This is a genomic window from Aliikangiella coralliicola (genome assembly GCF_007004725.1).
In the GTDB taxonomy this organism is placed as follows: domain Bacteria; phylum Pseudomonadota; class Gammaproteobacteria; order Enterobacterales; family Kangiellaceae; genus Aliikangiella; species Aliikangiella coralliicola.
In genome coordinates this window covers 547,977-573,334 of record NZ_ML660161.1, presented here as the reverse complement: position 1 = coordinate 573,334, position 25,358 = coordinate 547,977, and the positions used below count along the sequence as shown (strand labels likewise).

Sequence of the window (25,358 nt, the reverse complement as noted above, 5' to 3'; positions counted from 1 at the left end):
TTATCCTTCACCGATTTGAGATACGATTTTATTAGCAACCGATTTGATTGAATTTTCGTTAGTCGCTACTACAATATCGGCAATTTCACGGTATAACTTATCCCGCTCCGTATGAAGTTGCACTAGTGTCGCTTCAGGATCTTCCGAACTTTGCAACAATGGGCGACGCTTGTCTCTTCGAGTACGTTCTACCTGCTGCTCGATTGACGTTTCCAAGTAGACGACGATGCCTCGACCAGCCAGAAAAGTGCGGTTCTCAGATTCAATGACCGCACCTCCACCAGTGGCAAGAACAATTCCCTGACGCTGAGTGAGTTCTGAAATAATCGATTTTTCTCGCTTTCTGAATCCGTCTTCACCTTCAATATCAAATATCCAGTCGATAGGTGCGCCGGTGCGGGCTTCGATTTCCTGATCCGAATCTACAAATTCCAGGTGTAAATTCTGGGCTAATTGTTTACCGATTGTGGTCTTTCCGGCACCCATTGGCCCAATTAAGAATATGTTTCTTTTACCTTTCATCATATGCTTTTACTACTAAAATCCCCACATTAGAAACGCAAGAACCCGCCTAGGCGGGTCTTACCACGCTATTAATAGTGTTCAGTTACCTAATAGATTCTTTAACAATTTTCGGCGTAACAAACATTAGCAATTCTTGTTTAGCCGAAGAATCTTTAGTTGAGCGAAATAATGCCCCAATTCCAGGTAAGTCGCCAAGAAATGGAACCTTGGAAACATCCCGATTGGTACGCTGCTGGTAAACACCACCTAATACTACGGTCTCACCATTCTCAACAAGAACCTGAGTACCGACTTCGCGGGTATTGATCGCAGGCCCGATGTTAAGCACATCTTCACCTCGCGTATCTTGATTTACCTGCAAGTCTAGGATTATACGATCATCTGGGGTGATTTGTGGAGTCACCTTTAGACTTAATACTGCTTTTCTCCAGGTAACGGTCGTATTTCCTGCACTACTTGCTGTTAAATAGGGAATTTCTTCACCTGATTCTATGTATGCCTCCTTTTGATTGGCAGTAATAACTCGCGGCGAAGCAATAACTTCACCTCGGTTTTCGGTTTCTAGAGCTGACAATTCAAGGTCAAGAATTGTGCCTTCAGATAATCTCGCCACAGTTAACCCAAAACTTGCCGCGTTTTCAGCACTCGCAGGTAAATCAACAGCGAATGTTCGATCTGAAGGATCATTATCGAAAAATACACCACTTGATCCCGCAGCAGTACCAGAGATAGCACCATCAGATCCTCTGTCCGTAACACCAACCCTGACACCTAGTTCATGGTCAAAACCGTCATCAGCAACCACAACACGTGATTCGATTAATACCTGCCGAACCGGAACATCAAGAGTACGAACCATTAATCGAATTTGTTCTAATTTCTTTGCAGTATCCTGAACTAGCAAATGATTCGTTCTCTCATCGACCGAAACACTACCTCGGTTAGAAAGGTAATTGGCACCCTTAGTTTTAATCAAATCGGACAATGATTCTGCTTTGGCATAGTTAACTTGTATAAATTCTGATCTAAGCGGTGCTAATTGCTCGATTTGTTTTTCGGTTTGAAGCTCTAATGTTTCGCGCGCGGCAATTTCTTCAGCTGGTGCGACGAGCATCACATTGCCATTTTGCCGCTTATCTAATCCTTTGGTTTTCAAAACGATATCAAGCGCTTGATCCCAGGGAACAGTTTGTAGTCTTAAGGTAATGGTTCCTGAGACTGTGTCGCTGGTTACCAGATTAAGACCGGTAAATTCAGCGATAATCGCTAATACTGCCCTAACAGGTATATCCTGGAAATTAAGGGAAAGTCTCTCACCTGTGTAAACTGGCTCATCAAGTTTTTTGCGCTCAATCTCTTCCGGTGTTAAAGGCTTAAGCTCAATAACATAGGTATTGTCAGCCTGATACGCCAAGTATTCAAACTCATCAAGCGTATCGATTGCTATTCTTGTATTTCCACCAACCCGGCTGGTTGATATGAGCTTTGCAGGGGTTGCAAAATCAATAACGTCTAATTTTCGAATCAAATCATTAGAGATTTTAGCGTTAACAAAATCTGCCAGGATAGTACGGCCTTCCTGACGCAAATCGATTCCAAGGTTTGAATTGGCAAGTTCGATGACTACTCTACCCTCACCAAGCTCACCTCTTCTGAAATCAATACTTACAATGTCATCACCACTTGGGGCAGCCGACGTTTGCGCAGTGGTTTGAGAACTATTGAAACCCCCTTTTGCCGCGACCTCTTCTCCATATCCAACGGTCAAAACCAGATCATTGCCATCAACTCTGGAAGTATAAGGAGCCATTTCCACTAAATTAACAACCAGTCGAGTCTTTCCACCAGCTTCAACAGCCGTTACTGAGCGAGTAACACCGATGCCAATACTTTGGGTTTTACGAGAGAGTGCGCTAGAGACACCATCGAGATCCATCCAGATCCGCGCCGGATTAACCGTTGTGATTTCATTAAAACTAGGTGGCGGCGAATCCATTTTCACACGAATCTCCACTCTATCACCAGGCATCACATTAAAACTAATATCCTGGATTTCAGTGGCAAACAAATTCACACTTGAAAAAGCAGCGATGATCATCAAGAGATACTTAAACTGGCCAGTAAACATTGCCCATGCTCCTTGAATAACTTTATTTATTTTGCCCCAATAAAACATAATCACTCCTAATGCTCGCTACTGAGCAAGCGCCATATATACAGTACGTTTTTCCCAACAGCCTTTGCTATCAGGAACTAAAGTCGTAATTTCAATTTGTTGTTCGTCAATATTCAGAATTCGACCGTGATTAATCCCGAGATAATTGCCGACACTAACATGAAAAACATTGCCTTCCGCAGGACCTGCAGTCATGCGAACTAACCCCCAGCTCCGTTCATTGTTATTAACTAATCCCACCATTTCCATTGAATCGAGCGAATAGCGCTCTAGATCCTCTTTGCGTCGAGTGGTATCAGGTCTGACAGACTCATCGCAACCATCGTGTAACGCTTGAAGTTGAGTCTCCAACTCTGGTTCCAATTCAGAAAACGGGCTTTTTAGATGAGCCGAAGCATAATCGTGAGGTTTATATTCCCGAACTTCCGGCATCGGCTCAATTCTACCGGGCGGTCTTGCCTTTATGGTTTCTACCCAGGAACGCAAATCATCAGTATTACCAGAACATGCAGATAGCGTAAGTGCGCCGATAATTATCGCCAGCTTCTTATTGATTGATGCGAACTCAAATCTAAACACAGACTTCATCTTATTATTCCTCCGTGTCCGATCGATAGGTCTTGGCTGTTATCGACATCAACAATAACTTCTCCCCGGGTGAAGAAGGAACATCGCCATCACCAAGTGTTATGTTGAAATTGTGCAAAGTTACAATACGCGGCAACCTGGACACTCTACTAATGAAATCAGCGAGCTGATGATATCCTCCAGATACTTGGATTTGAATCGGCTTTTCAGCATAAAACTCCGAATCAACTTCTGGCAAAAATTTCACATCGATAATTTCACAACCAGCACCTGTCGCAGCATAGGAAAACTCGTCAACCAACCCTGCCATTTCACTTGATTTGGGGAGTTGTTGTAGCAGAGTTTTAAAGCTATCCTGGATAGTTTTCATCTGACGCTTATAATCTTCTAAGTTGACTGCTTTTGCCTGCTTTCTCTCAAACTCTTTTTTAAAGTCAACTTCTTTCCTTTCAATATCAACTAATCGCTGTGTCTGGTCACCAACGAATAAATAGTAACCAACGCCAATAACAACACCGAATACCAATGCGGCCATTATCGCCTTAGCAGGCATCGGCCATGACCCCATATTATTAAAATCGATATCGCTGATATCTAAATTTTTTAAATCATCTAATTCCATTATTGTTTTACCTCTTCATCTTGCGAAGGAGAGCTAATCTTTGTTTTTAAAACAAAATTCTTTCGATTTGCACCAGAATTCTTATCACCACTAATTTCTTCCAGAGGGCCCAACTCAAGCCATTTAGACGTGGAGATATTACGCATAAACTTAGAAATTCGAGGACCGGATTCCGCCACTCCATTTAAAATCAAATCTTTATCTTTACGTTCAATCGAGGCCAGATTAACTCCTTCAGGCATAGTTCCCACAATTTCATCAAATACGTGAACGACCTGAGGGCGACTTTTTTGTAAATCCTGAATTAAATTCATCCTCTCAACCAGTTGTTGTCTTTCTTTTTCCAGAGTTTGAATTTCTTTGATTTTTGAATCGAGTTTGCGAATTTCTGATTGAAGATAGTTATTTCTTTGTCGTTGATTATCGAGCTGGGTGCTGTAATAGGTATATACCGCCCACATAAAAGCCACGCCTAAAATTGCCACAAGTCCCAAGATACTTAGGAATTGTCTCTGCTTTTCCTGACGTAGCTCTTCTCGCCAAGGGAGTAAGTTAATATTTGCCATCAGTCAAAACTCCTCAATGCCAGGCCACAACAAATCACCAGGGATGGTGCGTCTGAGCTTAATGCTTGCGCGTTTACCTTCGACGATAAAGACATATCAGCAAATGGATTGGCAATAGATGCTGTAGTTCCCAACCTTTCTTCTATCATTTCTTCAAGTCCATCGATGATTGAACAACCACCGGCAAGCACAATATGGTCAACTTCACCATACTGACTGGAACCATAGAAAAATTGCAGCGAACGGCTGACTTGCTGAATGATAGCTTCTTTAAAAGGCTCAAGTACCTCTGGCTCATAGTCATCAGGTAGACCGCCTTGCTTTTTCGCCATGCCAGCTTCTTCAAACGATAATCCATAACGACGCTGAATTTCTTCAGTTAATTGAGAACCGCCGAAAGTCTGCTCACGAGTATAGATAGTATTAAAATCTTCCATCACGCTAAGACTGGTATTGGTTGCGCCGATGTCTGCAACTGCAATGATTTGCCCTTCCCCCTGATCAGGTAACTGATTAGCGAGCAGTTTAAAAGAGCGCTCAATGGAATAAGCTTCAACATCGACAACTTTAGCAGTGAGTCCAGCTAATTCCAGCGCATCAACACGGCTATAAACATTTTCTGATCGCGATGCCGCTAACAACACGTCAACTTTATCAGGCACTTTTTCGGATTCGCCCAGCACCTGAAAGTCCAAGGCAACCTCTTCTAAGGGGTAGGGAATATATTGATCAGCTTCAACTTCGATTTGCTGCTCCATTTCATCTTCACTCAATCCCTTATCCATCTGAATAGTTTTGGTGATTACAGAAGAACCAGCAACGGCAACAGCCGCATGCTTTAAACTCGTACCAGAACGGCTTATTACCCGCTTCAGGGCTTCCCCAATCACCTCGGGATCACGGATATCCCTATCGGCCATTGCATCTTGAGGTAGCGGTTCAACAGCATAACTTTCTACACGATAACGAGAGCCGACCTTACCCAATTCAAGCAATTTACAAGCTGTCGAGCTAATATCTATACCGACCAGGGAGGTCTTTTTTGCGCCGAATAAATTAGCCAGCATAATTATAGTTTTCCTATCAGTTTTATCCAGTTACAGGCAGAAACTGCGTATTTACTTTAAATAATAGCGCTAACTATAAGAAAATTCACCTGTTTTTTGTTTTTATGTACTCAATTTGGCGCTATTTCACATTCTTGTCAAGGGTTATCGTTTACGGAAGCGCGATCAACAACAATCTAACCGAAGTCAAAATTGCTCTAATTATCTAATAAATGCGATGTAAAAAGCCGTGACCGATTAACCAAAACTTAATTATAAATCCAGAAGAATGAACTTTCGGGTTAAAGCGGCGAACAAATAGCGATATACTTTGTCGACATCATTATGACCTGAAAATTATTCCATACCCGTATGAAGCGCTTATCTAATCTCGCACCCAAATTTGCCTATATTGCAACGCTGATTGTGCTCATGGCCTCGATGTGTTTTATCGGCTTGTACTTGGCAGTAGGACCCGGGCTTCCAGAAGTCGAATCAATTCGAAAAATACGCCTGCAAACGCCCATGCGAGTCTATTCCAGTGACCATCAACTCATCGCCGAATTTGGTGAAAAAAGACGAATACCTATTACTTTAGACCAAGTTCCCAGAGATTTCATAAATGCTTTATTATCCACTGAAGACCAACGCTTTTACGAGCATTCCGGTGTCGACTTATACGGCGTGCTGCGGGCAATTGTGAACTTGGCTTTAACGGGCAGCAAAAGCCAGGGAGGAAGTACCATTACGATGCAGGTTGCTCGAAACTATTATTTGAGCAGAGAAAGGCGTTTTTCCAGAAAATTTACTGAAATGTTCCTCGCCTGGAAAATCGAGTCAGAACTGTCAAAAAATGAAATTCTAGAACTTTATCTAAATAAAATTCACTTTGGCCATCGCGCCTACGGTTTAGGTGCGGCCGCTCAAGTGTATTATGGCTCGACGCTTGACCAGCTAACACTACCGCAACTTGCAACATTAGCCGGAATTCCCAAAGGCGAATCAAAATATAATCCAGTTTCCAATCCTGATCACGCTCTGACTCGGCGTTCTCACGTATTACGACGAATGCTAACCGAAAATCATATTACAAAAGAACGATTTGATAACGCGATGAACGCGCCTATCGCAGCGGTCAAACATGGCGCAAGAGTGACTGTAGATGCGCCTTATTTAGCTGAAATGGTCAGGCGTTACGCTGTAGAACGGTTTGGGCAGGAAGTCGCTTATAGTGATGGCCTTAAAGTGTACACCAGTTTAGACGCCGAACTTCAAGCTCATGCCCAACAAGCTTTGGTAGACGGACTCGAAGAATATGACCAGAGGCACGGGTACCGAGGCCCTGAACATACTTTTGAGCTAACCGAGCAAACACCGCCGGAAGAAATGCTTCAGTGGCTGGAGGATGTCCCCAAAGTAGGGTCGTTAGAGCCCGCTCTAGTGCTAGAGGTTGATGAAGAGTCTGCAGCAATACTTCTGAAAAATAATGAAGTCGCGAAACTAACCTTGGCAGATGTGAAATGGGCCCGTGCCTACGTTGACGAAAATCATTTGGGAAAGAGAGTTAAAACGGTGGATCAGGTCTTAAATAAAGGCGAGCTTATTCGAGTCAGATGGGTTCCTGAGCAAGCGCCCAAAAAGGAAGAAACACCTGCAGAAGATACGCCAACTAATATTACCACAACAAAGCGCTACCGTTTGTCGCAGATCCCGGATGTGAGCGGTGGCTTTGTTTCGCTAAATCCAGATAACGGTGCAATCGAAGTATTAGTCGGCGGATACGACTACGGATTAAGCAAATTTAACATGGTGACACAAGCGCGCCGCCAACCCGGCAGTAATATAAAGCCTTTCGTATATTCTGCAGCCTTTGAAAAGCGCTTTACGCCCGCGTCTATGATAAACGATATGCCAATTGTCGAAGCTGACATCACCGCAGAAAATTTCTGGCGTCCCAAAAACGATAGCGACAACTACCGCGGTCCAACGAGTTTACGCGTTGGTCTAAGGCATTCGAAGAATACTGTATCAGTCAGGCTGATCAGAGAAATTGGCGCTGTTTTCGCTAAAAAATACCTGACTCAATTAGGTTTTCCGGCAGAGCATATGCCACCTTATCTATCGTTAGCGCTTGGTTCAGCTTCTTTTACACCACTTGAAGTGGCCACAGGCTATGCGACATTGGCAAATGGCGGATACAAAGTCGACTCCTGGTTTATTAAGCGAGTAGAAGACGCGAATGGCCAAATCATATTCGACCATCAACCGATCCAGGTGTGCCAAACATGCGAAACGATTATTGCACAACAAAATGCGCAAGCTCAGGAAATCGCAGAGCAAACTATGCAACAGGAGGCTAATGACAGGACGAATATTGCGAGCTCAAATGCAGCACTACCTGACGGCTCGGCAGAATCAGAAAGAACGACTCCAGAGGTTGATGTCAACGAAAAGCCAGGGGAGAGCTTCTCCAATCTTCCTGTTTTACCTGTACCAGAAGAATTTATTGCCCCCAGAGTCATTGAAGCAAGAAATCATTTTTTAATAAACGATATTTTGAAAGACGTTATTCACCGCGGAACTGCGATGCCGACATTAACGAGGACAAAAAGCCCGCTGCTAAAGCGTAACGATTTAGCAGGAAAAACCGGAACAACGAATGACGCGAAAGATGCCTGGTTTAGCGGCTACAATACCAGACATGTCGCCACTGCGTGGGTAGGTTTTAAAGATCACTCGAAAAAGCTCGGCGTCAGAGAGTTTGGTGGTAAAGCAGCTTTGCCTGTTTGGCAAAAATTTATGGAAAAAGCACTGCATGGCATTTCAGAAACTAATCATTCACGGCCAGAAGGCATCGTTACGGTGAGAATAGACCCTAAAACAGGTCTACTTGCCAGTAACTTAACCGAAAATCCGGTGTTCGAAATGTTTCGAGCTGAAAATGCGCCAACAGAGTACGCAGATAAACCCATTGAAAATATCTTTAATCAGGAAGAAAACAAGGTAGAAGATGAAAGTATCTTCTAGTCCTATTGGAAGTTAGCCCTGTTAAAACCAGGCCGTAGCTAAATTAATATAATTATTCACATAAGACCTTGAGGTACTCATCAAAAAGCAGGCTAACATTCAGGGGCTTAATTCTAGATAGGACAAAGACAAAAAAGGCTGAAAACTCAGCCTTTTTATTTAAATCTAATTTGCAACGAAGTATTTAGTCAGTTTAGCGGGTTCCGTAAATCACCATCGTCTTGCCTTTTACAGATATATGTTCCTGCTCTTCCAGTACTTTTAAAACTCGCCCAACCATTTCTCGAGAACATCCAACAATTCTACCTAACTCTTGCCTGGTCACTTTAATCTGCATTCCGTCAGGGTGGGTCATTGCATCTGGCTCTTTTGCCAAATCGAGTAAGGCGCGCGCAACACGGCCAGTGACATCCATAAATGCCAAATCGCCAACCTTGCGGCTAGTTTTCCTCAATCGCAATGCCATTTGCTCTGCAAGCCGAAACATAATTTCTGGTTGTTCTTTGACTAATGCCTGAAACCTGGCATAACTGATTTCAGCTACATCGGTTTCAGTTTTCGCTCTAACCCAGGCACTTCGATCGCTCAGACTATCAAACAGCCCCATTTCACCAAAAAAATCGCCTGAGTTTAAGTAAGCTAGAACCAGCTCTCTACCATCATCGTCTTCGATTAGAACACTGACGGAACCTTTAATGAGAAAATATAAGGTTTCTGGCTTATCTCCTGCAAATATTATGGTAGTTTTGGGTGCGTAACGTCGTTTGTGACATTGAGAAACAAACCACTCTAACGTGGGATCACTTTTAATATTATGAGGTAAAACCAATGGTTCTTTTATTAACGCCATGCCAGAATCCGCCATCTGTTGCCGATTTATGATCTTCTTTTAACTTCTTTTTAACTGATACCGATTCACTTTTGACTCAACATAAAAGCTAATAATCAAGCACAGAGTCCACGTAACAGTCTTTAGGTATAGTCACTAATAAGTTTTAATTTTAGCACGTTTTCGTAAACGTCCATTACATTAAATTATTGTTATTTAACCGGGAAAAACGAGTCGAACCTCAAATATACCTGCAACGTGAGAATCTGACAGGGGCAATGAAAAACACACAATCACTATTATTGGTAGTAAGTCTATTTCTTCGATAGCCGCATGAGACATGACGTTGCGCTATATTTTTCTTCACTGATTTTACTTGGTTTTAACATCATTAACGCGTAAGCAATAATAACTGCCCACTCGACAGCATTCAACTGAGTTGTCTGAGCAGCATGACGTGCGTCAAAAAAATAACATTTAAGTCTGGACCTGTCAGTAATTAACCCAAAGTTTGATTAAGGAAATTCACAAAGCCACTATTTCGTTAACTAATTTTAGATAATTGATTTTAACTGATTGAAATAACAGTCAATTTAAATGGTCAGTTGAATTCCTTATACCCGAATTTAATATTAGCCGTGGAAAAACAATTATTCTTTGTGACATTCAACAACTATTTTTGATAAATTCCCAATCCTAAGCAATTAGCCTTAACGCAGAACAACGCATCGACCATCTCAATTGGAGAAAAAAATGAAAGTAGTCACCCAATGGCAACAGGGTTTAACCTTTAAAGGTACTAACGAAGCAAACCAGACAATAACAATGGACGGAGAAGGTGAAGCTCCCTCTCCTATGCATATGATTTTGATGGCTGTTGGCGGTTGTTCCTCTATTGATGTGGTGATGATTTTACAAAAATCTCGTCAGGAAATTGATGATTGTATTTGTGAGTTAACCGCTGAAAGAGCCGAAACAGACCCAAAAGTATTCACTAAAATTCACGCCCACTACAAAGTGCAAGGTAAAAACCTGAAACAACCTCAAGTTGAACGGGCCTGTAACCTTTCAATGGAAAAATATTGCTCTGTATCGCTAATGTTGCAAAAATCGGTCGAGATTAGCCATAGCTTTGAGATCATAGAGACCACAAGTTAGCAGCAACAATTGCCGCTAACTCCGAGCCAACTCTACGAATTACGTTAAAGTGTTGGCGCTCTATTCAGTGATAGTTTGCTTAATTTCTTCAATGCTGGTGTGTCTGACATCTTTGCCTTTCACCAGATAAACAATGTATTCACAGATGTTTTTGGTATGATCGCCGATTCTTTCTAGAGCTCTGGCACACCAGGAAATACGCAGTGCACTTTTAATTTCCCGTGGATCTTCCATCATTTTTGTAATCAATAAACGAGAAATATTATCAAACTCTTCATCAATGAATCGGTCATTTTGTATGATCTCCAATGCCTCATTGACATCCAGGCGAGCATAAGCGGTCAGCGCTTTGTTCAAAGTCGCACTAACATGTTCCCCTAAATGGCGGAGTTCGATAAATTGCCGTGCGATTTTACCGTCGTCATGCAATTTTAATGCGTTTTTTCCGAGCTTTGCGGCTTCGTCGCCAATTCTTTCTAAATCTGTAATCGTTTTAATAATGCTAATCATCAACCGCAAATCACTTGCTGCCGGTTGACGTCTTGCCAGTATTTTCGTGCAGTTTTCGTCAATTTCTACTTCCAATGTATTGACTTCAATATCTGTATCCACAACTCTCTGCGCTAAGCCCTGATCAGCATCCAGCAGTGACTTAAGGCCCTCACGAACTTGCTGCTCAACCACCCCACCCATTTTTAGTACTTGATTACGAACTTCTTCCAGCTCTTCGTTAAAACGCTTGGAAATGTGGTGAGATAAATTTAGATCATTTTCCATTTCGCCCTCCCTAACCAAACCGGCCAGTAATATAGTTTTCGGTTAATTCGTGAACAGGGTTAGTAAAAATCTGTTCCGTTTTTCCCATTTCAACCAGTTTTCCCATATGGAAATAGGCTGTAGTTTGCGATACGCGTGCAGCCTGTTGCATGGAATGGGTCACAATGGCAATAGTGTACTTTTCTCGCAACTCGTCAATTAACTCTTCAATAACAGCTGTTGCAATGGGGTCTAATGCAGATGCAGGCTCATCCATTAAAATAACTTCTGGACTGACAGCAATCGTTCGCGCAATGCATAAGCGCTGTTGTTGTCCTCCTGAAAGCCCAGTTCCTGGTGCGTCAAGCCGATCTTTAACTTCATTAAATAGACCAGCCCTCTGCAAACTTGAAACAACAATTTCATCCAACTCTGCTTTGTTAGTCGCTAATCCATGTATTTTGGGTCCATACGCGACGTTGTCGTAAATTGATTTGGGAAAAGGGTTTGGTTTTTGAAAAACCATGCCTACACGAGCCCGAAGCAAAACTGGATCGAGTTTTTTTGCATAAATATCTTCGTCTTCAAGACGCAAATCGCCTTCAACCCGACAAATTGGAATTGTATCGTTCATACGATTAAGACAACGTAAAAATGTCGACTTTCCGCAACCGGATGGCCCAATTAATGCCGTCACCTGATTACGTGCCAAGTCTAAACTAACATTATCTATTGCTTGTTTTTCATCATAAAAAACATTGACATTACGCATCGACATTTTTGCGTCGTCAGCATAAATTTCACCAACGGTTTTGGAGAGATCGATATCGTCCGAAACAAGACTTTCTGATGAGGATAAATCAATCATTATTGTTACCTACTTACTTAGTTTTTTTCAAACTTCTTGCGCAAAATTGCCGCAACAGAATTCATAATTAATAAAAAGCTTAATAGCACAAGTATTGCCGCAGAAGTTTTGGCCAAAAAAGCCCGCTCAGGACTATCAGCCCATAAATAAATTTGCACCGGCAAAACTGTCGCTGCATCGGTTACACCTGCAGGAACGTCGACAATAAAAGCGACCATACCAATCATTAGTAATGGTGCGGTTTCTCCAAGCGCCTGCGCCATACCAATAATTGTACCGGTTAATATTCCCGGCATTGCCATTGGTAAAACATGACCAAAAGCAGTTTGCATTTTCGAAGCTCCTAAACCTAAAGCAGCTTCTCTAATCGAAGGCGGTACAGCTTTAATCGAAGCTCGGCTTGCGATAATAATAGTTGGTAGTGTCATCAATGTCAGTACAATCCCCCCGACGAGAGGGGCAGATCTCGGCAACCCGAAAATATTGATGATGACAGCTAATCCGAGTAGTCCGAATATAATAGAAGGTACTGCAGCTAAGTTATTAATATTAACTTCAATAATATCTGTCCATCGATTTTTTGGTGCAAACTCCTCCAGGTAAATCGCCGCGGCGACACCTAAAGGAAACGACAAAAGTAAAGTCACTAACATCGTCAGCAAGGTACCGGTTAACGCTCCTCTAACACCAGCAAGCTCGGGCTCACGAGAATCTCCGCTAGTAAAAAATTCACTATTCCAACGCTTATCAACAATCTCTTTATTTAAAAATTGTTGTAGCCATTGTGCTTGTTGCTTGCTTACTCTTGGACCAGCTTCTCCGGGGGTGTAATCATCTTTCAGATAACTGTCAATATCATCATCAAATCTGACCCAAACTTCTGCTGTTTTGCCTAACTTCGTCGGTGTATCTAGCAAATACTGTTTAATTGTAAACTCAGCATTAGTACTTATCATCTTAAACAGGCTACGCTTGTCCCGACGTCCTTTGACATCAGGGAACATTCCATATAATGACCGTCTTAGCACTGAGCGATAATTGGCTTTCTTCAACTCAGCAAGATCCGACGACGTTACTCCCAACCAGTCTTGTCGAAACTCAACTTCCAATTTCACCCAATGTTGGTGAAACGCCGGGCGCGCCTTTAGCACAATATCAGAAATTAATATCACAACCAGCAAAAAACCTAATCCAACAGCCATTAGTCCAGCCCACTGGAAGCGTTTTTCCTTTCGGTGACGTTTGCGTAAACTTAGAGCAACTTTTTCGGTCGTTGAAAGTTGCTCAGCTAAATTTGAATCAGCGGGATTTTTATCAGTCATATTGCTCTCGATACTTTCTTACAACTTTCAGGGCAAATACATTAAGGGCTAAAGTTGTTACGAACAACATCAGACCTAAAGCAAACGCAGCCAAAGTTTTAGGACTATCAAATTCCTGATCACCAGTTAACAAGGTGACAATTTGTACGGTAACTGTCGTCACTGACTCCAGTGGGTTCGCCGTCAAATTAGCAGCCATTCCTGCCGCCATTACAACAATCATGGTTTCGCCGATAGCCCTCGAAACAGCGAGTAATATCGCGCCGACAATTCCAGGGATTGCAGCAGGCAATAACACTAGTTTGATCGTTTCCGACAAAGTTGCCCCCATTCCTAATGAGCCTTCCTTCAATGCTTTAGGGACCGCGTTGATAGCATCATCAGAAAGCGAGGAAACAAAAGGAATAATCATAATGCCCATCACTATCCCAGCCGCTAAAGCACTTTCTGAAGCGACACTAAGTCCCATCAAATCGCCAGTATCACGAATGAACGGGGCCACAGTTAATGCGGCGAAGAATCCGTAAACAACGGTTGGTACGCCAGCCAATATTTCTAACATTGGTTTAGCAATTGAACGTAATCTAGGAGAAGCGTACTGAGAAAGATAAATCGCAGTCATTAATCCAACCGGCACCGAAAAAACCATGGCAATGGCAGTAATTAACAGCGTCCCGGCGAACAACGGAATAGCGCCAAAAGCGCCTGAACCGGCCACTTGATCAGTTCGCATTGCCGTTTGTGGACTCCACTCAGTTCCGAACAGAAATTCCCATGGGGGAACCGCGCTAAAGAACTGAATAGACTCGAATAGTACCGAAAGAATTATTCCCAGAGTAGTTAAAACCGCTATTCCAGAACATGCCATCAGTACCACTCGAACAATATTTTCGAGCTTAACTCTAGCCCCAAACTCAGTGCTAAACCGGCTAATAATAAAACCAACGCTAGTCAAGGCAACCACAACAATAAGAGCGCTTTTTAGCCAAGCGGCATTGGCGGTAATATTTTGAAGATAATTCGCAGCCTGATACTTTTCCAATGCTTCGTTTTGAGAAGACAGGTCGAGAATAGGTTCAGCTGCAATAATTTTGATGTCATTGAGGTAAAGGCCCAACTCTGCGCTCGGCAGGGCCTGTATTTCAGCTGGTAATACTCCAATTAACAGAGACTCTAATACGCTGGATTCAAAGGCAGACCATATAAATAAAACAATGAGTGCAGGCAAACCACACCAAAGCGCCGTCAACAAACCATATTGTCGCGGAAGTGAAGCCAGGTATTTTACTTTGGTAATCCCTCCAGCCATTTTGACTGATCGCTGAATACCAAACCAATAGCTAAATAATGCTAAAAAAAGAATAACAAAAATGAGCGTTGAGGAGTTCATCTACGCATCCCTAAAAAAAGGAGGCAGCATTTCAATGCTGCCTCTCAAAACTACAATAATCTCAAAGTATAATCTAAAGCTTTAGAGATTTTAAAGATAATACGTCCTTGCGAATAGAATTTAACTTTTCTTCTCCAAGTGGAATCAAACCTTTATCAGTTAAATAGCCTTCGTCTCCCATTGATGCTTCACTAGTATACTCCTTCAAGAACTCTTTAATACCAGGTACTTTACCAACATGAGCGTTTTTAACGTAGAAGTATAATGGGCGCGATACAGGGTAAGAACCATCAGCAATCGCCTCAAAGCTAGGCTCTTTACCATCAACCATCGATCCTTGAAGCTTGTCAGAGTTCTGATCAAGGAAACTAAAACCGAAAATTCCAAGTGCATCAGGATTGTTCGTTAATTTTTGAACAATCAAGTTGTCGTTTTCACCAGCTTCAATATAGACGTGATCTTCACGAACAGCGTGACAAATAGTTTTGTACTTCTTTTTGTTCTTCTTTTTCATGGCTTTAATCCATGGGAATTTCTTACAACCACCTTCAAGAACTAATTCAGCAAACGCATCACGTGTACCAGATGTTGGCGGAGGCCCTAAAACTTCAATTTTGGTCGCAGGAAGGTCAGGATTAATTTCGTTCCATTTTTTGTACGGGTTTGCGATCAAAGTTTCGCTGCCATCCTTTGCTGGAATTTCCTTAGCCAAAGCAAGGAAAAGCTCCTTGCGTGAAATAGAAAATTGCTTTGATGCTTTTGAATTAGAGATAACAATTCCATCATAACCGACTAAAACTTCGGTGATACTTTTAACACCATTTTTCTGACACATCTCAAGTTCGCTTTTTTTCATACGACGCGACGCGTTTGACATATCAGGCGTATCAACACCAGTCCCAGCGCAGAATAGCTTCATGCCGCCGCCAGTACCAGTTGACTCAATTTTAGGTGTTTTGAAGTCAGTGTTCTTGCCAAAACGCTCAGCAACAACAGTTGAAAAAGGATAAACAGTTGATGACCCTACAACATTGATGGTGTCACGACCTGCAGCCATTAGATTGCTAGACGCAGCAACCATAGACAAAATGATAAGTGATTTTTTCATTACTTTCCCCATATTGGTTGAAAGATGTCATTTAACTCAAGCAAATACACGATAAATGCATCATAAATTTTCAATGTGGGCAGTATATGAACCTTTTGTGACGAAAATATTACAAATACAGCAAAATAACTGAGATTATTACACTATCACCCATTAAGCAGTCTTTCTTCCATGACCATGATGGGCATTAATATTCATATATATCAACTTATTAACATTACCTGTATATCTCAAAACAGATAACATTCTATTTTACGCTTTTTTGACAGGACCTGTTGAATCCCTAACAACTAGCTCAGGACTGAAGCTCCTGATCATGTGTTTCTCTTCAATCTGCTGTTTCGATTGTCCCTGAACTTTAGAAATGAGTAAATTTGCCGCTTGTTGCGCAATAAACTGGTTTGGCTGATGAGCCGTCGTGAGCTTAGGCCAGGTTTGGCGGGAAAAAGGGCTGTCTTCAAATCCAACAATCGAAAGTTCTTCTGGAATAGAAACCCCCATTAATCTTGCAGCAAATAATGCTCCGGCTGCCATTTCATCATTGCTGGCAAATATCGCGGTCGGCCGATTTTTTCGATTCAGTAGCTTTTTAGCCCCTTTTACACCGGAATTAAATGAATATTCTCCTTCAATCACCATTTGCTTACTGGGTCGAATACTATTATCTCTTAACGCTTTTTGATATCCATCGAGCCTTTCAGTACTCGAGTGATGCTCTTTTCCTCCGCAGAGAAAACCAATTTTCTTGTGCCCTAGCTCCAACAAATGTTGCGTAATCGAATATGCCGCTTCATGGTCATTAATAAAAATACATGACGCAGCCTGCTTTCCTTTTCCTGAACCAGAAATAATTCGTACAAACGGTAGCTGCATATTATCGAGTATTTTGGCGACATTTGGCATTTCTGAGAACGGCGGTGTCAGAACGACACCTGCGATTCTTGAGTGGTTAATCAGATTAATTAGCTCTTCTTCCAAGTCAGAAGACTGGTGGTTGCATGGGTGAATCAACAACTCATAGTTGCGATTGCGACACTCAGACAAAATACCGTTTTGCATGTCGATGACATAATAAGCGTTCGGATTATCATAGATAAAGCCAATTGTATAAGAGCGCGTACCAGCCAGGCTTCTCGCCGAGTTGTTCGGGCGATAGTTCAACGCTTTCACTGAAGCCATGACTTTATCGTGCGTTGCCTGCCTTACTGATGTCTCGTTGTTAATCACACGAGACACAGTTTTCATAGAAACGCCCGCATGCTTGGCGACATCATTAATAGTTACGCTCATAAATGCAACTTTCCTTTAATAATCAATAACTGATCGAGTAAAGCAAGGGGATTTGTCCGCAAAGTCATATAGTTTTATTAATCGAAAGCTATAACTATTAGAAATACACCCCATTAAACTGCGAAACTATATCATCAAAATATATTACGCACCAATTGACAGCGCTGTCATTTTTAAGGTAACTTAGTCACTAGATAAGGTTGGGTAGAGTTTGTTTACCAAATGACACCAATATCCCCTGATGGGGAATCGATATTCACTAATTCCAAAGGTTAAATGTATGGCGAGTCGAACTTCACTAAATAGCTGGAAAGAGCTGGAAACCCACGCTAAACAGATAAAAGACCGCCATATGCGCGATTTGTTTGCCGAAGATAAACAACGATTTGAACATTTTTCTGTCAAGCTCAACCGCTTTTTAATCGACTACTCAAAAAATCTTATCACTCAGGAAACCATGGATAAGTTACTGGCACTAGCGCAGGAAACCGAAGTAGAGTCTTGGCGTGATGCTATGTTCAGTGGTGACAGGATTAATAAAACTGAAAATAGAGCGGTATTACATGCCTCGCTGAGAAATCGCTCTAAAACCCCGGTCTACCTGGACGGAGAAAATGTAACAGAACAGGTTGAACAAGAACTTACCAGAATGGAAGCTTTTGTCAGTCAGGTTAGACGCGGCGACTGGCGAGGTTATACAGGAAAACCGATAAGAGATATTGTCAACCTCGGTGTCGGTGGTTCAAACCTGGGTCCACAAATGGTCACTGAAGCACTTAAAAACTTAAGTGATCATAGCGTGCGCACGCACTATGTTTCTAATGTTGACGGCACACAAATAGCAGAAGTACTAAGGCCGCTCAATCCAGAAACGGTTCTTTTCATCGTTTCTTCAAAATCCTTTTCAACCACAGAAACACTGACTAATGCACAAACTGCCATGCGCTGGTTAGTTTCTGCGGCTTTCGATGACAAAGCGATTAGTAAACATTTTGTCGCAGTAACGGCAAAACCAGACAAAGCTCAGGAATATGGATTTCATCCCGATAATATTTTCAGAATGTGGAACTGGGTAGGCGGTAGGTTTTCATTATGGTCAGCAATCGGTTTGCCGATCGCATTAGAATTTGGCTTTGAAAAATTTATTGAGCTCCTGGAGGGGGCTCATGAAATGGATAAGCATTTTCAGTCAGCACCATTAGATAAAAACGCGCCAGTCTTGATGGCACTAATCGCCGTATGGAATACAACTTTTCTTGGCTGTCAGTCACACGCTATTTTGCCCTATGATCAAACACTCCATATGCTCGCGGCATACCTCCAACAAGCTGAAATGGAAAGTAATGGAAAGTCGGTTACCTGGAATGGTGAAGCTGTCACCTACCCGACCGTCGCTTCGATTTGGGGCGGTTTAGGTATCAACGGGCAACACGCTTTTTATCAATACCTTCATCAAAGTAAAAATATTGTTCCTGCTGACTTTATTGGTTCAATTGAAAGTGCTACCCCAGTAAAAGGTCACCACGAAACGCTGATGGCAAACTTCTTCGCACAAACGCAGGCGTTAATGTGTGGTGTTAATGAAGAACAAGTAAGAGCTGACCTAACTGTAAAAGGAAGGCAACCGGGATTTATCGATCAACTTGCTCCTCATAAAGTTCATTCAGGAAATCGTCCCACAAATACCATCTTATTAAAAAAGCTCGACTCCTGGACTCTCGGCGCACTAATCGCAATGTACGAGCATAAAATTTTTGTTCAAGGCATTTTATTACAAATATGTTCTTTTGATCAGTGGGGCGTTGAACTTGGAAAAGGACTTGCCGAAAAGATTCAGGTTGAATTGACCGAAGGGCAAGCGAACGTAGAGCATGATTCTTCAACGCTGCATTTAATGGAATACTACAAGAGAAACAAACAAGATTAAAAATGCCAGACAAAATAACTCGAGATTATCAGAGAAAAAATATTGACTGATTTAAACATTGAAAAAATAACTCAACGCATCGTTGATCGCAGCAAAAAAAGCAGAAGTGCCTATTTGCAAAAAATAGAGCAACAGCGTCAAAGTCGATCCTATCGACGCAATCTAAGTTGCGGAAATTTGGCCCACGGATTTGCCGCATGCGACTCAAGCGATAAAGACAAGTTAGCAAACTCAAATGCTCCTAACATAGGTATTGTCAGCGCTTATAATGATATGTTATCGGCTCATCAGCCCTACCAAAGTTATCCAGAAATTATTAAACAAATTGCAAACTCAAACGGCGCAAGCGCGCAATTTGCCGGTGGTGTTCCTGCGATGTGTGATGGTGTGACTCAAGGACTACCCGGAATGGAACTCTCGCTGTTTAGCCGTGACAACATTGCCATGTCAACAGCCATTGCACTCTCTCATCAAATGTTTGATGGCGCAATTTATCTAGGTATTTGCGATAAAATTGTTCCCGGCCTTTTAATCGGGGCTCTGTCTTTTGGTTTCCTGCCTGGAATATTTATTCCGGCGGGCCCAATGAAATCAGGTATCTCTAACAAAGAGAAAGCCAAAGTTCGTCAACAATTCGCCAATGGTGAAGTCGATGAGCAGACACTGTTAGAAACAGAAAGCGCCTCTTACCACAGTCCCGGCACTTGCACTTTTTATGGAACCGCAAACAGCAATCAAATGTTGATGGAAATCATGGGGCTGCAACTTCCGGGAAGTTCTTTTGAGAATCCTGAGAGCGAACTTAGAACGCCTCTTACTCAACACGCAGTTCTTCAACTCCTGAATAATATCGAGCAAACTCGCAATAATTCCATTTTCGATCTCAGTGAAATTGTTACGGAAAAAAGTATCGTTAACGGAACAGTTGGATTACTCGCAACCGGCGGGTCAACCAATCATACCATTCACCTGATTGCTATCGCTCGTGCTGCAGGTATTCAATTGACCTGGGAAGACATGTCCGATCTGTCAAAAATCGTGCCGCTGCTCTGTCGAGTTTACCCTAATGGCCAGGCGGATGTTAATCATTTCCATCAGGCCGGTGGAATGCCCTACTTAATTTCTGAACTGCTCGATGCTGGGTTATTAAATGACGATGTAAAAACGATAATGGGCGAAACAGGACTCTCTGCATATTGTAAAAACCCTCAACTCGCAACATCATCAGTTATCGCTCAAACAGCAGATACCTCTGGTGCGAATCCTGCCACTAAACCAACCGAAAAGCTTCAATGGAAAACAGCTTCTCGGTTGTCCAAAAATTTCGATATTTTACGATCAGTCAACGCCCCCTTTTTGCCAAATGGTGGCTTAACATTGCTCGAAGGTAATATCGGACAATCGGTGATAAAGACTTCAGCAATTGAGGAAAAACATCAATTTGTTCAAGCACCAGCTAAAGTGTTTGAGTCTCAGGAAGCCATGATAGAAGCTTTTAATGCGGGTGAACTCGAGCAAGATTTTGTCGCAGTCATTATATTTCAGGGACCAAAAGCCAATGGTATGCCCGAGTTGCACAAACTCACGCCTATATTAGGTTCACTGCAAGACAGAGGATTTAAAGTCGCTCTGGTCACAGACGGGAGAATGTCAGGTGCTTCGGGTAAGGTTCCTGCCGCAATCCATCTAACACCCGAAGCAGTTGATGGCGGGCCAATTGGCCAAATCAGAGATGATGATCAGATTACACTCGACTGCCAATCACAGAAACTTTCCGTCGCATTAACTGATGTAGAACTTCAATCAAGGGGCGCAGTGAAAAAAAGTCATACGAATGATCAATATGGCATTGGGCGAGAATTATTTGATGTTTTTCGAAAAAACGTCAATTCAGCAGATAAGGGTGCATGTGTTTTTAACTACCACGATGAACAAAATAGAGAAAATTTAAATGAGTGAAGCAACAGATTTAGTCATTTTTGGCGGAACCGGAGACCTGGCGCTACGTAAGTTGCTACCGGCATTGTACCGTGCATTCGTGGAAAAGAATTTAGCAGATAACACGCGAATTTTTCCGAGCTGTCGCAGTGAGAAACAACTCAATGATTATATGGCAACTTGCGAGGGCGCGCTAAAAAAACACCTCAATGAAGGTGAATATAGTGAGGAAAACTGGGCGAGCTTTAGACAACTCATTAATCCGACATTACTCGATATCAGCGATGCCAACTCTGGATGGAGTGATTTACGAAATACTTTAAGCGATGCACAACGGATCTTTTACATGGCTATCGCGCCAGCTTTTTTTGCCAAGTGTTGCGAGCAATTATCCCACCACGAAATCATCAATGAAAACAGTCGAGTCGTACTGGAAAAACCGATCGGTTATGACCGAGACTCTGCAGAAAAAATTAATTCGCAGGTCGCTAACTATTTTGAAGAGTCGCAAGTATTTCGAATCGATCATTACCTCGGAAAAGAAACAGTCCAAAACTTGATGGTATTAAGATTCTCAAACTTGTTATTTGAAAACATGTGGGATAGAAAATCCATTGATCACATTCAAATTTCAATCAGCGAAACCGTTGGACTAGAAGGTCGAGCTGGCTTCTATGACGATGCAGGCGCATTACGAGATATGGTTCAAAATCACTTATTGCAGTTATTATGCCTCGTTGCAATGGAACCACCGAATGAATTAGGTAGCCAAAGCATCCGAACAGAAAAGGTTAAGGTGCTAAAAGCACTTCAGAAGATAGACAAAGATAATGTGCGTGAACACACCATTCGAGGTCAGTATGTCACCGGAGAGTCTCAACAACAACTGGTGCCGGGCTATCTTGAAGAATTAGGTAAAGCGGAGAGTTTCTGCGAAACATTTGTTGCTATCAGAACGTTTGTCGATAACTGGCGCTGGTCAGGTGTGCCTTTCTACTTACGAACAGGTAAAAGACTCAAACAAAGAAGTGCAGAAATTGTTGTTCAATTTAAACCTGTTTCTCACCCTATTTATAAAAATCAGTCGAGCCTTGTTGAGCCTAACAAGCTAACAATTAAGTTACAACCAGATGAGAAAATTCAACTTGAGCTAGCGTCAAAGCAGCTAGGCCAAACCGAAACAAAACTACAGCCCGCAGTATTAGATTTAAATCTGACCCAAGATTGTGAAAACTTTTATAGCGACGCCTACAAAAGACTTTTGTTAGATGTTATTGCAAACGACGCGAGCTTATTCATCCATCGCGACGAAATTGATAATGCGTGGGCATGGATCGATCCGATCATTCAAGGTTGGGCGGAAACTGATTATCAACCTGAACTTTATCGTTCAGGAAGTTGGGGGCCTCACACAGCTGATCAACTTTTACAAAAAGACGGGCGACACTGGCACAACCCTTCCCAAGGAGATGTTAATGACTAAGTTAATTGAGCGCTTCTTTGACGATCAACAAACGATGCAAAAATCGTTGCTCGCTAATACAGAATACCAACTAGAAAAAGCGATTCAACAAAGAAGCGAAGCAACACTAATGGTCTCCGGCGGCTCAACCCCGAAACCATTATACCAATCGCTATCCAACACCAATGTCGCCTGGAATAAAGTGACAGTTGCAATGGTTGATGAGCGATGGGTCGCAGAAGATAGTGAGGCAAGCAATGAACGCTTCATCCGATTAAATTTATTACGTAACCGAGCTCGAAATTCTCGCCTGGTAAAAATGAAACTACCGAAAGAACAGGCGACTCTCGCAGAAGAAGTTGTCAATCGTCAGTACCAAGCAATAAAAGCTCCCTATGACGTGACCATTCTCGGTATGGGCAATGATGGTCACACCGCCTCGCTTTTTCCTGATGCTCAAGGTATAGAAGAAGCCCTTACCAGTAAAGAGCGACTATGTAGTGCAATTAACGCCAAAGCGAGTGACGTTACTGGCGAGTTCACGGAAAGAATGACTTTAACACTCAATGCGATCAGCAACAGTCGTTTAATCAAATTACTGATTACCGGCCAGGATAAGTTGAACACTTACAAAAAGGCGATAGCAGGCCAGGATATTTTCGAGATGCCAATCAGAGCTGTTCTACAGCAGTCGCAAACTCCCGTCATTGTTTATTGGGCGCCCTAATCACTCGGTGTAGCAAATATGAATTTAGATGAATTAGAAAATTACTTGTCATTATCAGCGGTTATTCCTGTCATCGTTATTGAAGATGCCGAAAACGCGGTGCCGCTTGCTGCGGCTTTAATTGAAGGTGGGATATCAATTATTGAAATAACCTTGCGTAGTGACTGTGCACTCAACGCGATTGAGCAAATTAGAAAGAATATTCCCAATATGTGTGTCGGAGCCGGTACCGTCAACAATGTCGATGCAATAGAAAAATCTGTAGCTGCAGGTGCACAATTTTTAGTGTGCCCAGGTGTCACCAAACCGTTACTGGACGCAGCTAAATATCACTCCATTCCACTATTACCTGGCGCAGCAACACCTACCGAGGCAATGCAACTTCAGTTACAAGGATACAACTTGATTAAGTTTTTCCCCGCCGAAGCCGCTGGTGGTGTGGATATGCTAAAAAGTCTCGCAGGTCCATTACCCGATATAAAATTTTGCCCGACCGGTGGAATCAACAACTCGAATTTTAATCAATACCTAACAATAAAAAACGTCATCTGCGTGGGTAGTTCATGGGTGGCAGATAAAGACCTGATCAATACAAAAAATTGGCCAGAAGTTACACGAAGAGCACGGGAAGTATCAAACCTAACCACTCACCGAGGACCAAAAAATGAAACTTAGAATAGCGATTAACGGGTTTGGCCGAATTGGCCGAAACATTCTTAGAGCTTTATACGAAAACGAATTTAATGGTCAGATTGAAATTGTTGCAATCAATGATTTAAGCAAAATTGAATCCGCGGCTCACCTATTGAAATATGACTCTATTCACGGTCGATTTTCAGTCCCTGTCACGACAGATCAAAACAACCTGGTGGTAGCAACCGATAACATTAGCTATCACAGTCAGCCGGATCCTAAGCTCCTTCCTTGGGCCGATCTCAAAGTCGATTACGTTTTTGAATGTACGGGCCGATTCACAACTAAACAAGCCGCAGCTCAACATATCGAAGCAGGGGCGAGAAAAGTAATTGTATCAGCACCAACTAAGGAAGCCGACGCCACTATTGTTCACGGTGTCAACCATCAAGTGCTATCAGCCGATATGCAGGTAATCTCAAATGCATCTTGTACAACCAACTGTTTAGCGCCGGTTGCTAAAGTCCTTAACGATGCGATAGGTATTGAACAAGGCTCGATGACGACTATTCATGCAGTGACTAATGATCAAAATCTTCTTGATTTTGATCATAAAGATATTTACCGAGCGAGAAGCAGCACTCAATCAATGATCCCAACCAAAACTGGGGCGGCAGGTGCAGTTGGACTAGTGCTACCAGAATTATCAGGAAAGCTTGATGGTATGTCCGTCCGGGTTCCGACATTAAATGTATCTTTGGTCGACTTTAACTTTCTAGCGAGTAAAGAAACAACTGAAGAGGAAGTTAATTCAGCAATTGAAAATGCTTGTCAGGATTATATTGGGAAAGTCCTTCAATACAATACAGAACCACTAGTTTCAATTGACTTCAATCATCAGCCAGCATCATCAATTTTTGATGCAACCCAAACGCGTGTTAGCGGACGCTGGGTAAAAGTAATGGCCTGGTATGATAACGAGTGGGGATTCTCGAACAGGATGCTCGATAATGCACTGGCGCTATATGCAACCGAAAAAGCAGATGTGGAGTTTGCTGCATAGCCTGATAAAATCAAAAATACCTGAATCGGCAGTTCCAGTTAAAACCTCGGTGAATTTGAGCTGGAACTGCCACATTTTTCTTGAATATGTCATACATTATTTTTAGTTGTGAGCAAACCTAAAAATTAATCAATTGAAGCGTTGCTTACTTTTCCAAGCTTCCTGCAGAAATAATGACTGATAGATAACAACCTTGAATGTTATTGTTTTATCACCTATGTCAAACCTAAAATAAATCTCAAAAAAGAATAGCTAAACGCCATATATTTCGACGCACATGACAATTTAATTATATCTATCCCTTATTCCAATATTATTTTTGACAACGCTGTCAAAT

The 25,358-nt window shown here is 42.2% G+C and carries 21 protein-coding genes; 8 read left to right on the top strand and 13 right to left on the bottom strand.

All coding sequences use genetic code 11. The features are described 5' to 3' along the window. The 6 genes from aroK to FLL46_RS05265 form a co-directional block, all read right to left on the bottom strand. Complete coding sequence (gene aroK / locus FLL46_RS05290) at positions 1–525, bottom strand: shikimate kinase AroK (RefSeq protein ID WP_425456716.1); 525 nt, start codon at positions 523–525, stop codon at positions 1–3. 82 nt (positions 526–607) lie between these two features. Further along, on the bottom strand, positions 608–2,701 hold the full coding sequence (locus FLL46_RS05285) for a type IV pilus secretin PilQ (RefSeq protein ID WP_210418596.1): 2,094 nt from the start codon (positions 2,699–2,701) through the stop codon (positions 608–610). An 18-nt stretch (positions 2,702–2,719) separates the two neighbouring features. Next, positions 2,720–3,289 (bottom strand): pilus assembly protein PilP, encoded by a 570-nt coding sequence (locus FLL46_RS05280; protein WP_142892434.1) that lies wholly within the window; start codon positions 3,287–3,289, stop codon positions 2,720–2,722. Positions 3,290–3,293: 4 nt separating this feature from the next. Beyond that, complete coding sequence (locus tag FLL46_RS05275; protein WP_142892433.1) at positions 3,294–3,911, bottom strand: type IV pilus inner membrane component PilO; 618 nt, start codon at positions 3,909–3,911, stop codon at positions 3,294–3,296. Then, entirely contained in the window at positions 3,911–4,477 is a 567-nt protein-coding gene (locus tag FLL46_RS05270) for a PilN domain-containing protein (protein ID WP_142892432.1), read from the bottom strand. Before FLL46_RS05270 ends, FLL46_RS05275 begins: the two co-directional genes overlap by 1 nt. Then, positions 4,477–5,544, bottom strand: a complete 1,068-nt coding sequence (locus FLL46_RS05265; protein WP_142892431.1) for a pilus assembly protein PilM — start codon at positions 5,542–5,544, stop codon at positions 4,477–4,479. Before FLL46_RS05265 ends, FLL46_RS05270 begins: the two co-directional genes overlap by 1 nt. Positions 5,545–5,895: 351 nt before the next feature. Here FLL46_RS05265 and FLL46_RS05260 point away from each other — a divergent pair, with 351 nt between their 5' ends. Continuing rightward, complete coding sequence (locus FLL46_RS05260) at positions 5,896–8,550, top strand: penicillin-binding protein 1A (protein WP_142892430.1); 2,655 nt, start codon at positions 5,896–5,898, stop codon at positions 8,548–8,550. 193 nt (positions 8,551–8,743) lie between these two features. Here FLL46_RS05260 and crp read toward each other — a convergent pair whose 3' ends face one another. Beyond that, a complete protein-coding gene (crp, locus tag FLL46_RS05255) occupies positions 8,744–9,400 on the bottom strand; it encodes a cAMP-activated global transcriptional regulator CRP (protein ID WP_142892429.1) in 657 nt (218 codons plus the stop codon). A gap of 732 nt (positions 9,401–10,132) precedes the next feature. Here crp and FLL46_RS05250 point away from each other — a divergent pair. Next, complete coding sequence (locus tag FLL46_RS05250; RefSeq protein ID WP_142892428.1) at positions 10,133–10,537, top strand: OsmC family protein; 405 nt, start codon at positions 10,133–10,135, stop codon at positions 10,535–10,537. A 60-nt stretch (positions 10,538–10,597) separates the two neighbouring features. Here the strand turns inward: FLL46_RS05250 and phoU are convergent, their stop codons facing one another. From phoU to FLL46_RS05220, 6 genes are all read right to left on the bottom strand, one after another. Continuing rightward, the gene (phoU, locus tag FLL46_RS05245; RefSeq protein ID WP_142892427.1) at positions 10,598–11,314 is read right to left on the bottom strand and encodes a phosphate signaling complex protein PhoU; all 717 of its coding nucleotides are present in this window, start codon (positions 11,312–11,314) and stop codon (positions 10,598–10,600) included. A gap of 10 nt (positions 11,315–11,324) precedes the next feature. Next, a complete protein-coding gene (gene pstB, locus FLL46_RS05240; RefSeq protein WP_142892426.1) occupies positions 11,325–12,161 on the bottom strand; it encodes a phosphate ABC transporter ATP-binding protein PstB in 837 nt (278 codons plus the stop codon). A gap of 17 nt (positions 12,162–12,178) precedes the next feature. Next, positions 12,179–13,483, bottom strand: coding sequence for a phosphate ABC transporter permease PstA (gene pstA, locus FLL46_RS05235; protein WP_142892425.1), 1,305 nt, complete (start codon positions 13,481–13,483; stop codon positions 12,179–12,181). Then, positions 13,476–14,873, bottom strand: coding sequence for a phosphate ABC transporter permease subunit PstC (pstC, locus tag FLL46_RS05230; RefSeq protein ID WP_142892424.1), 1,398 nt, complete (start codon positions 14,871–14,873; stop codon positions 13,476–13,478). The genes pstA and pstC overlap by 8 nt, the downstream gene beginning before the upstream one ends. Before the next feature lie 73 nt (positions 14,874–14,946). After that, positions 14,947–15,981: a PstS family phosphate ABC transporter substrate-binding protein gene (locus FLL46_RS05225; protein ID WP_142892423.1), complete on the bottom strand. Its 1,035-nt coding sequence runs from the start codon at positions 15,979–15,981 to the stop codon at positions 14,947–14,949. Between the two features lie 252 nt (positions 15,982–16,233). Then, positions 16,234–17,271 (bottom strand): LacI family DNA-binding transcriptional regulator, encoded by a 1,038-nt coding sequence (locus FLL46_RS05220; protein ID WP_142892422.1) that lies wholly within the window; start codon positions 17,269–17,271, stop codon positions 16,234–16,236. Between the two features lie 280 nt (positions 17,272–17,551). On the opposite strand from FLL46_RS05220, the gene pgi reads away from it, so the two are divergent. From pgi to gap, 6 genes are read left to right on the top strand one after another with little or no spacing between them, the layout of a single operon-like run. Further along, positions 17,552–19,198 carry a glucose-6-phosphate isomerase gene (gene pgi / locus FLL46_RS05215; protein ID WP_142892421.1) on the top strand — a complete coding sequence of 549 codons (1,647 nt, stop codon included), beginning with the start codon at positions 17,552–17,554 and terminating at the stop codon, positions 19,196–19,198. Positions 19,199–19,240: 42 nt separating this feature from the next. After that, the gene (edd, locus tag FLL46_RS05210; protein ID WP_142892420.1) at positions 19,241–21,157 is read left to right on the top strand and encodes a phosphogluconate dehydratase; all 1,917 of its coding nucleotides are present in this window, start codon (positions 19,241–19,243) and stop codon (positions 21,155–21,157) included. Then, entirely contained in the window at positions 21,150–22,619 is a 1,470-nt protein-coding gene (gene zwf / locus FLL46_RS05205; protein WP_142892419.1) for a glucose-6-phosphate dehydrogenase, read from the top strand. Before edd ends, zwf begins: the two co-directional genes overlap by 8 nt. Continuing rightward, positions 22,612–23,325: a 6-phosphogluconolactonase gene (gene pgl, locus FLL46_RS05200; protein ID WP_142892418.1), complete on the top strand. Its 714-nt coding sequence runs from the start codon at positions 22,612–22,614 to the stop codon at positions 23,323–23,325. The genes zwf and pgl overlap by 8 nt, the downstream gene beginning before the upstream one ends. Before the next feature lie 18 nt (positions 23,326–23,343). Then, positions 23,344–24,000: a bifunctional 4-hydroxy-2-oxoglutarate aldolase/2-dehydro-3-deoxy-phosphogluconate aldolase gene (gene eda, locus FLL46_RS05195; RefSeq protein ID WP_142892417.1), complete on the top strand. Its 657-nt coding sequence runs from the start codon at positions 23,344–23,346 to the stop codon at positions 23,998–24,000. Then, on the top strand, positions 23,990–25,021 hold the full coding sequence (gene gap / locus FLL46_RS05190; protein ID WP_142892416.1) for a type I glyceraldehyde-3-phosphate dehydrogenase: 1,032 nt from the start codon (positions 23,990–23,992) through the stop codon (positions 25,019–25,021). Before eda ends, gap begins: the two co-directional genes overlap by 11 nt. The last annotated feature ends 337 nt before the right edge of the window (positions 25,022–25,358 follow it).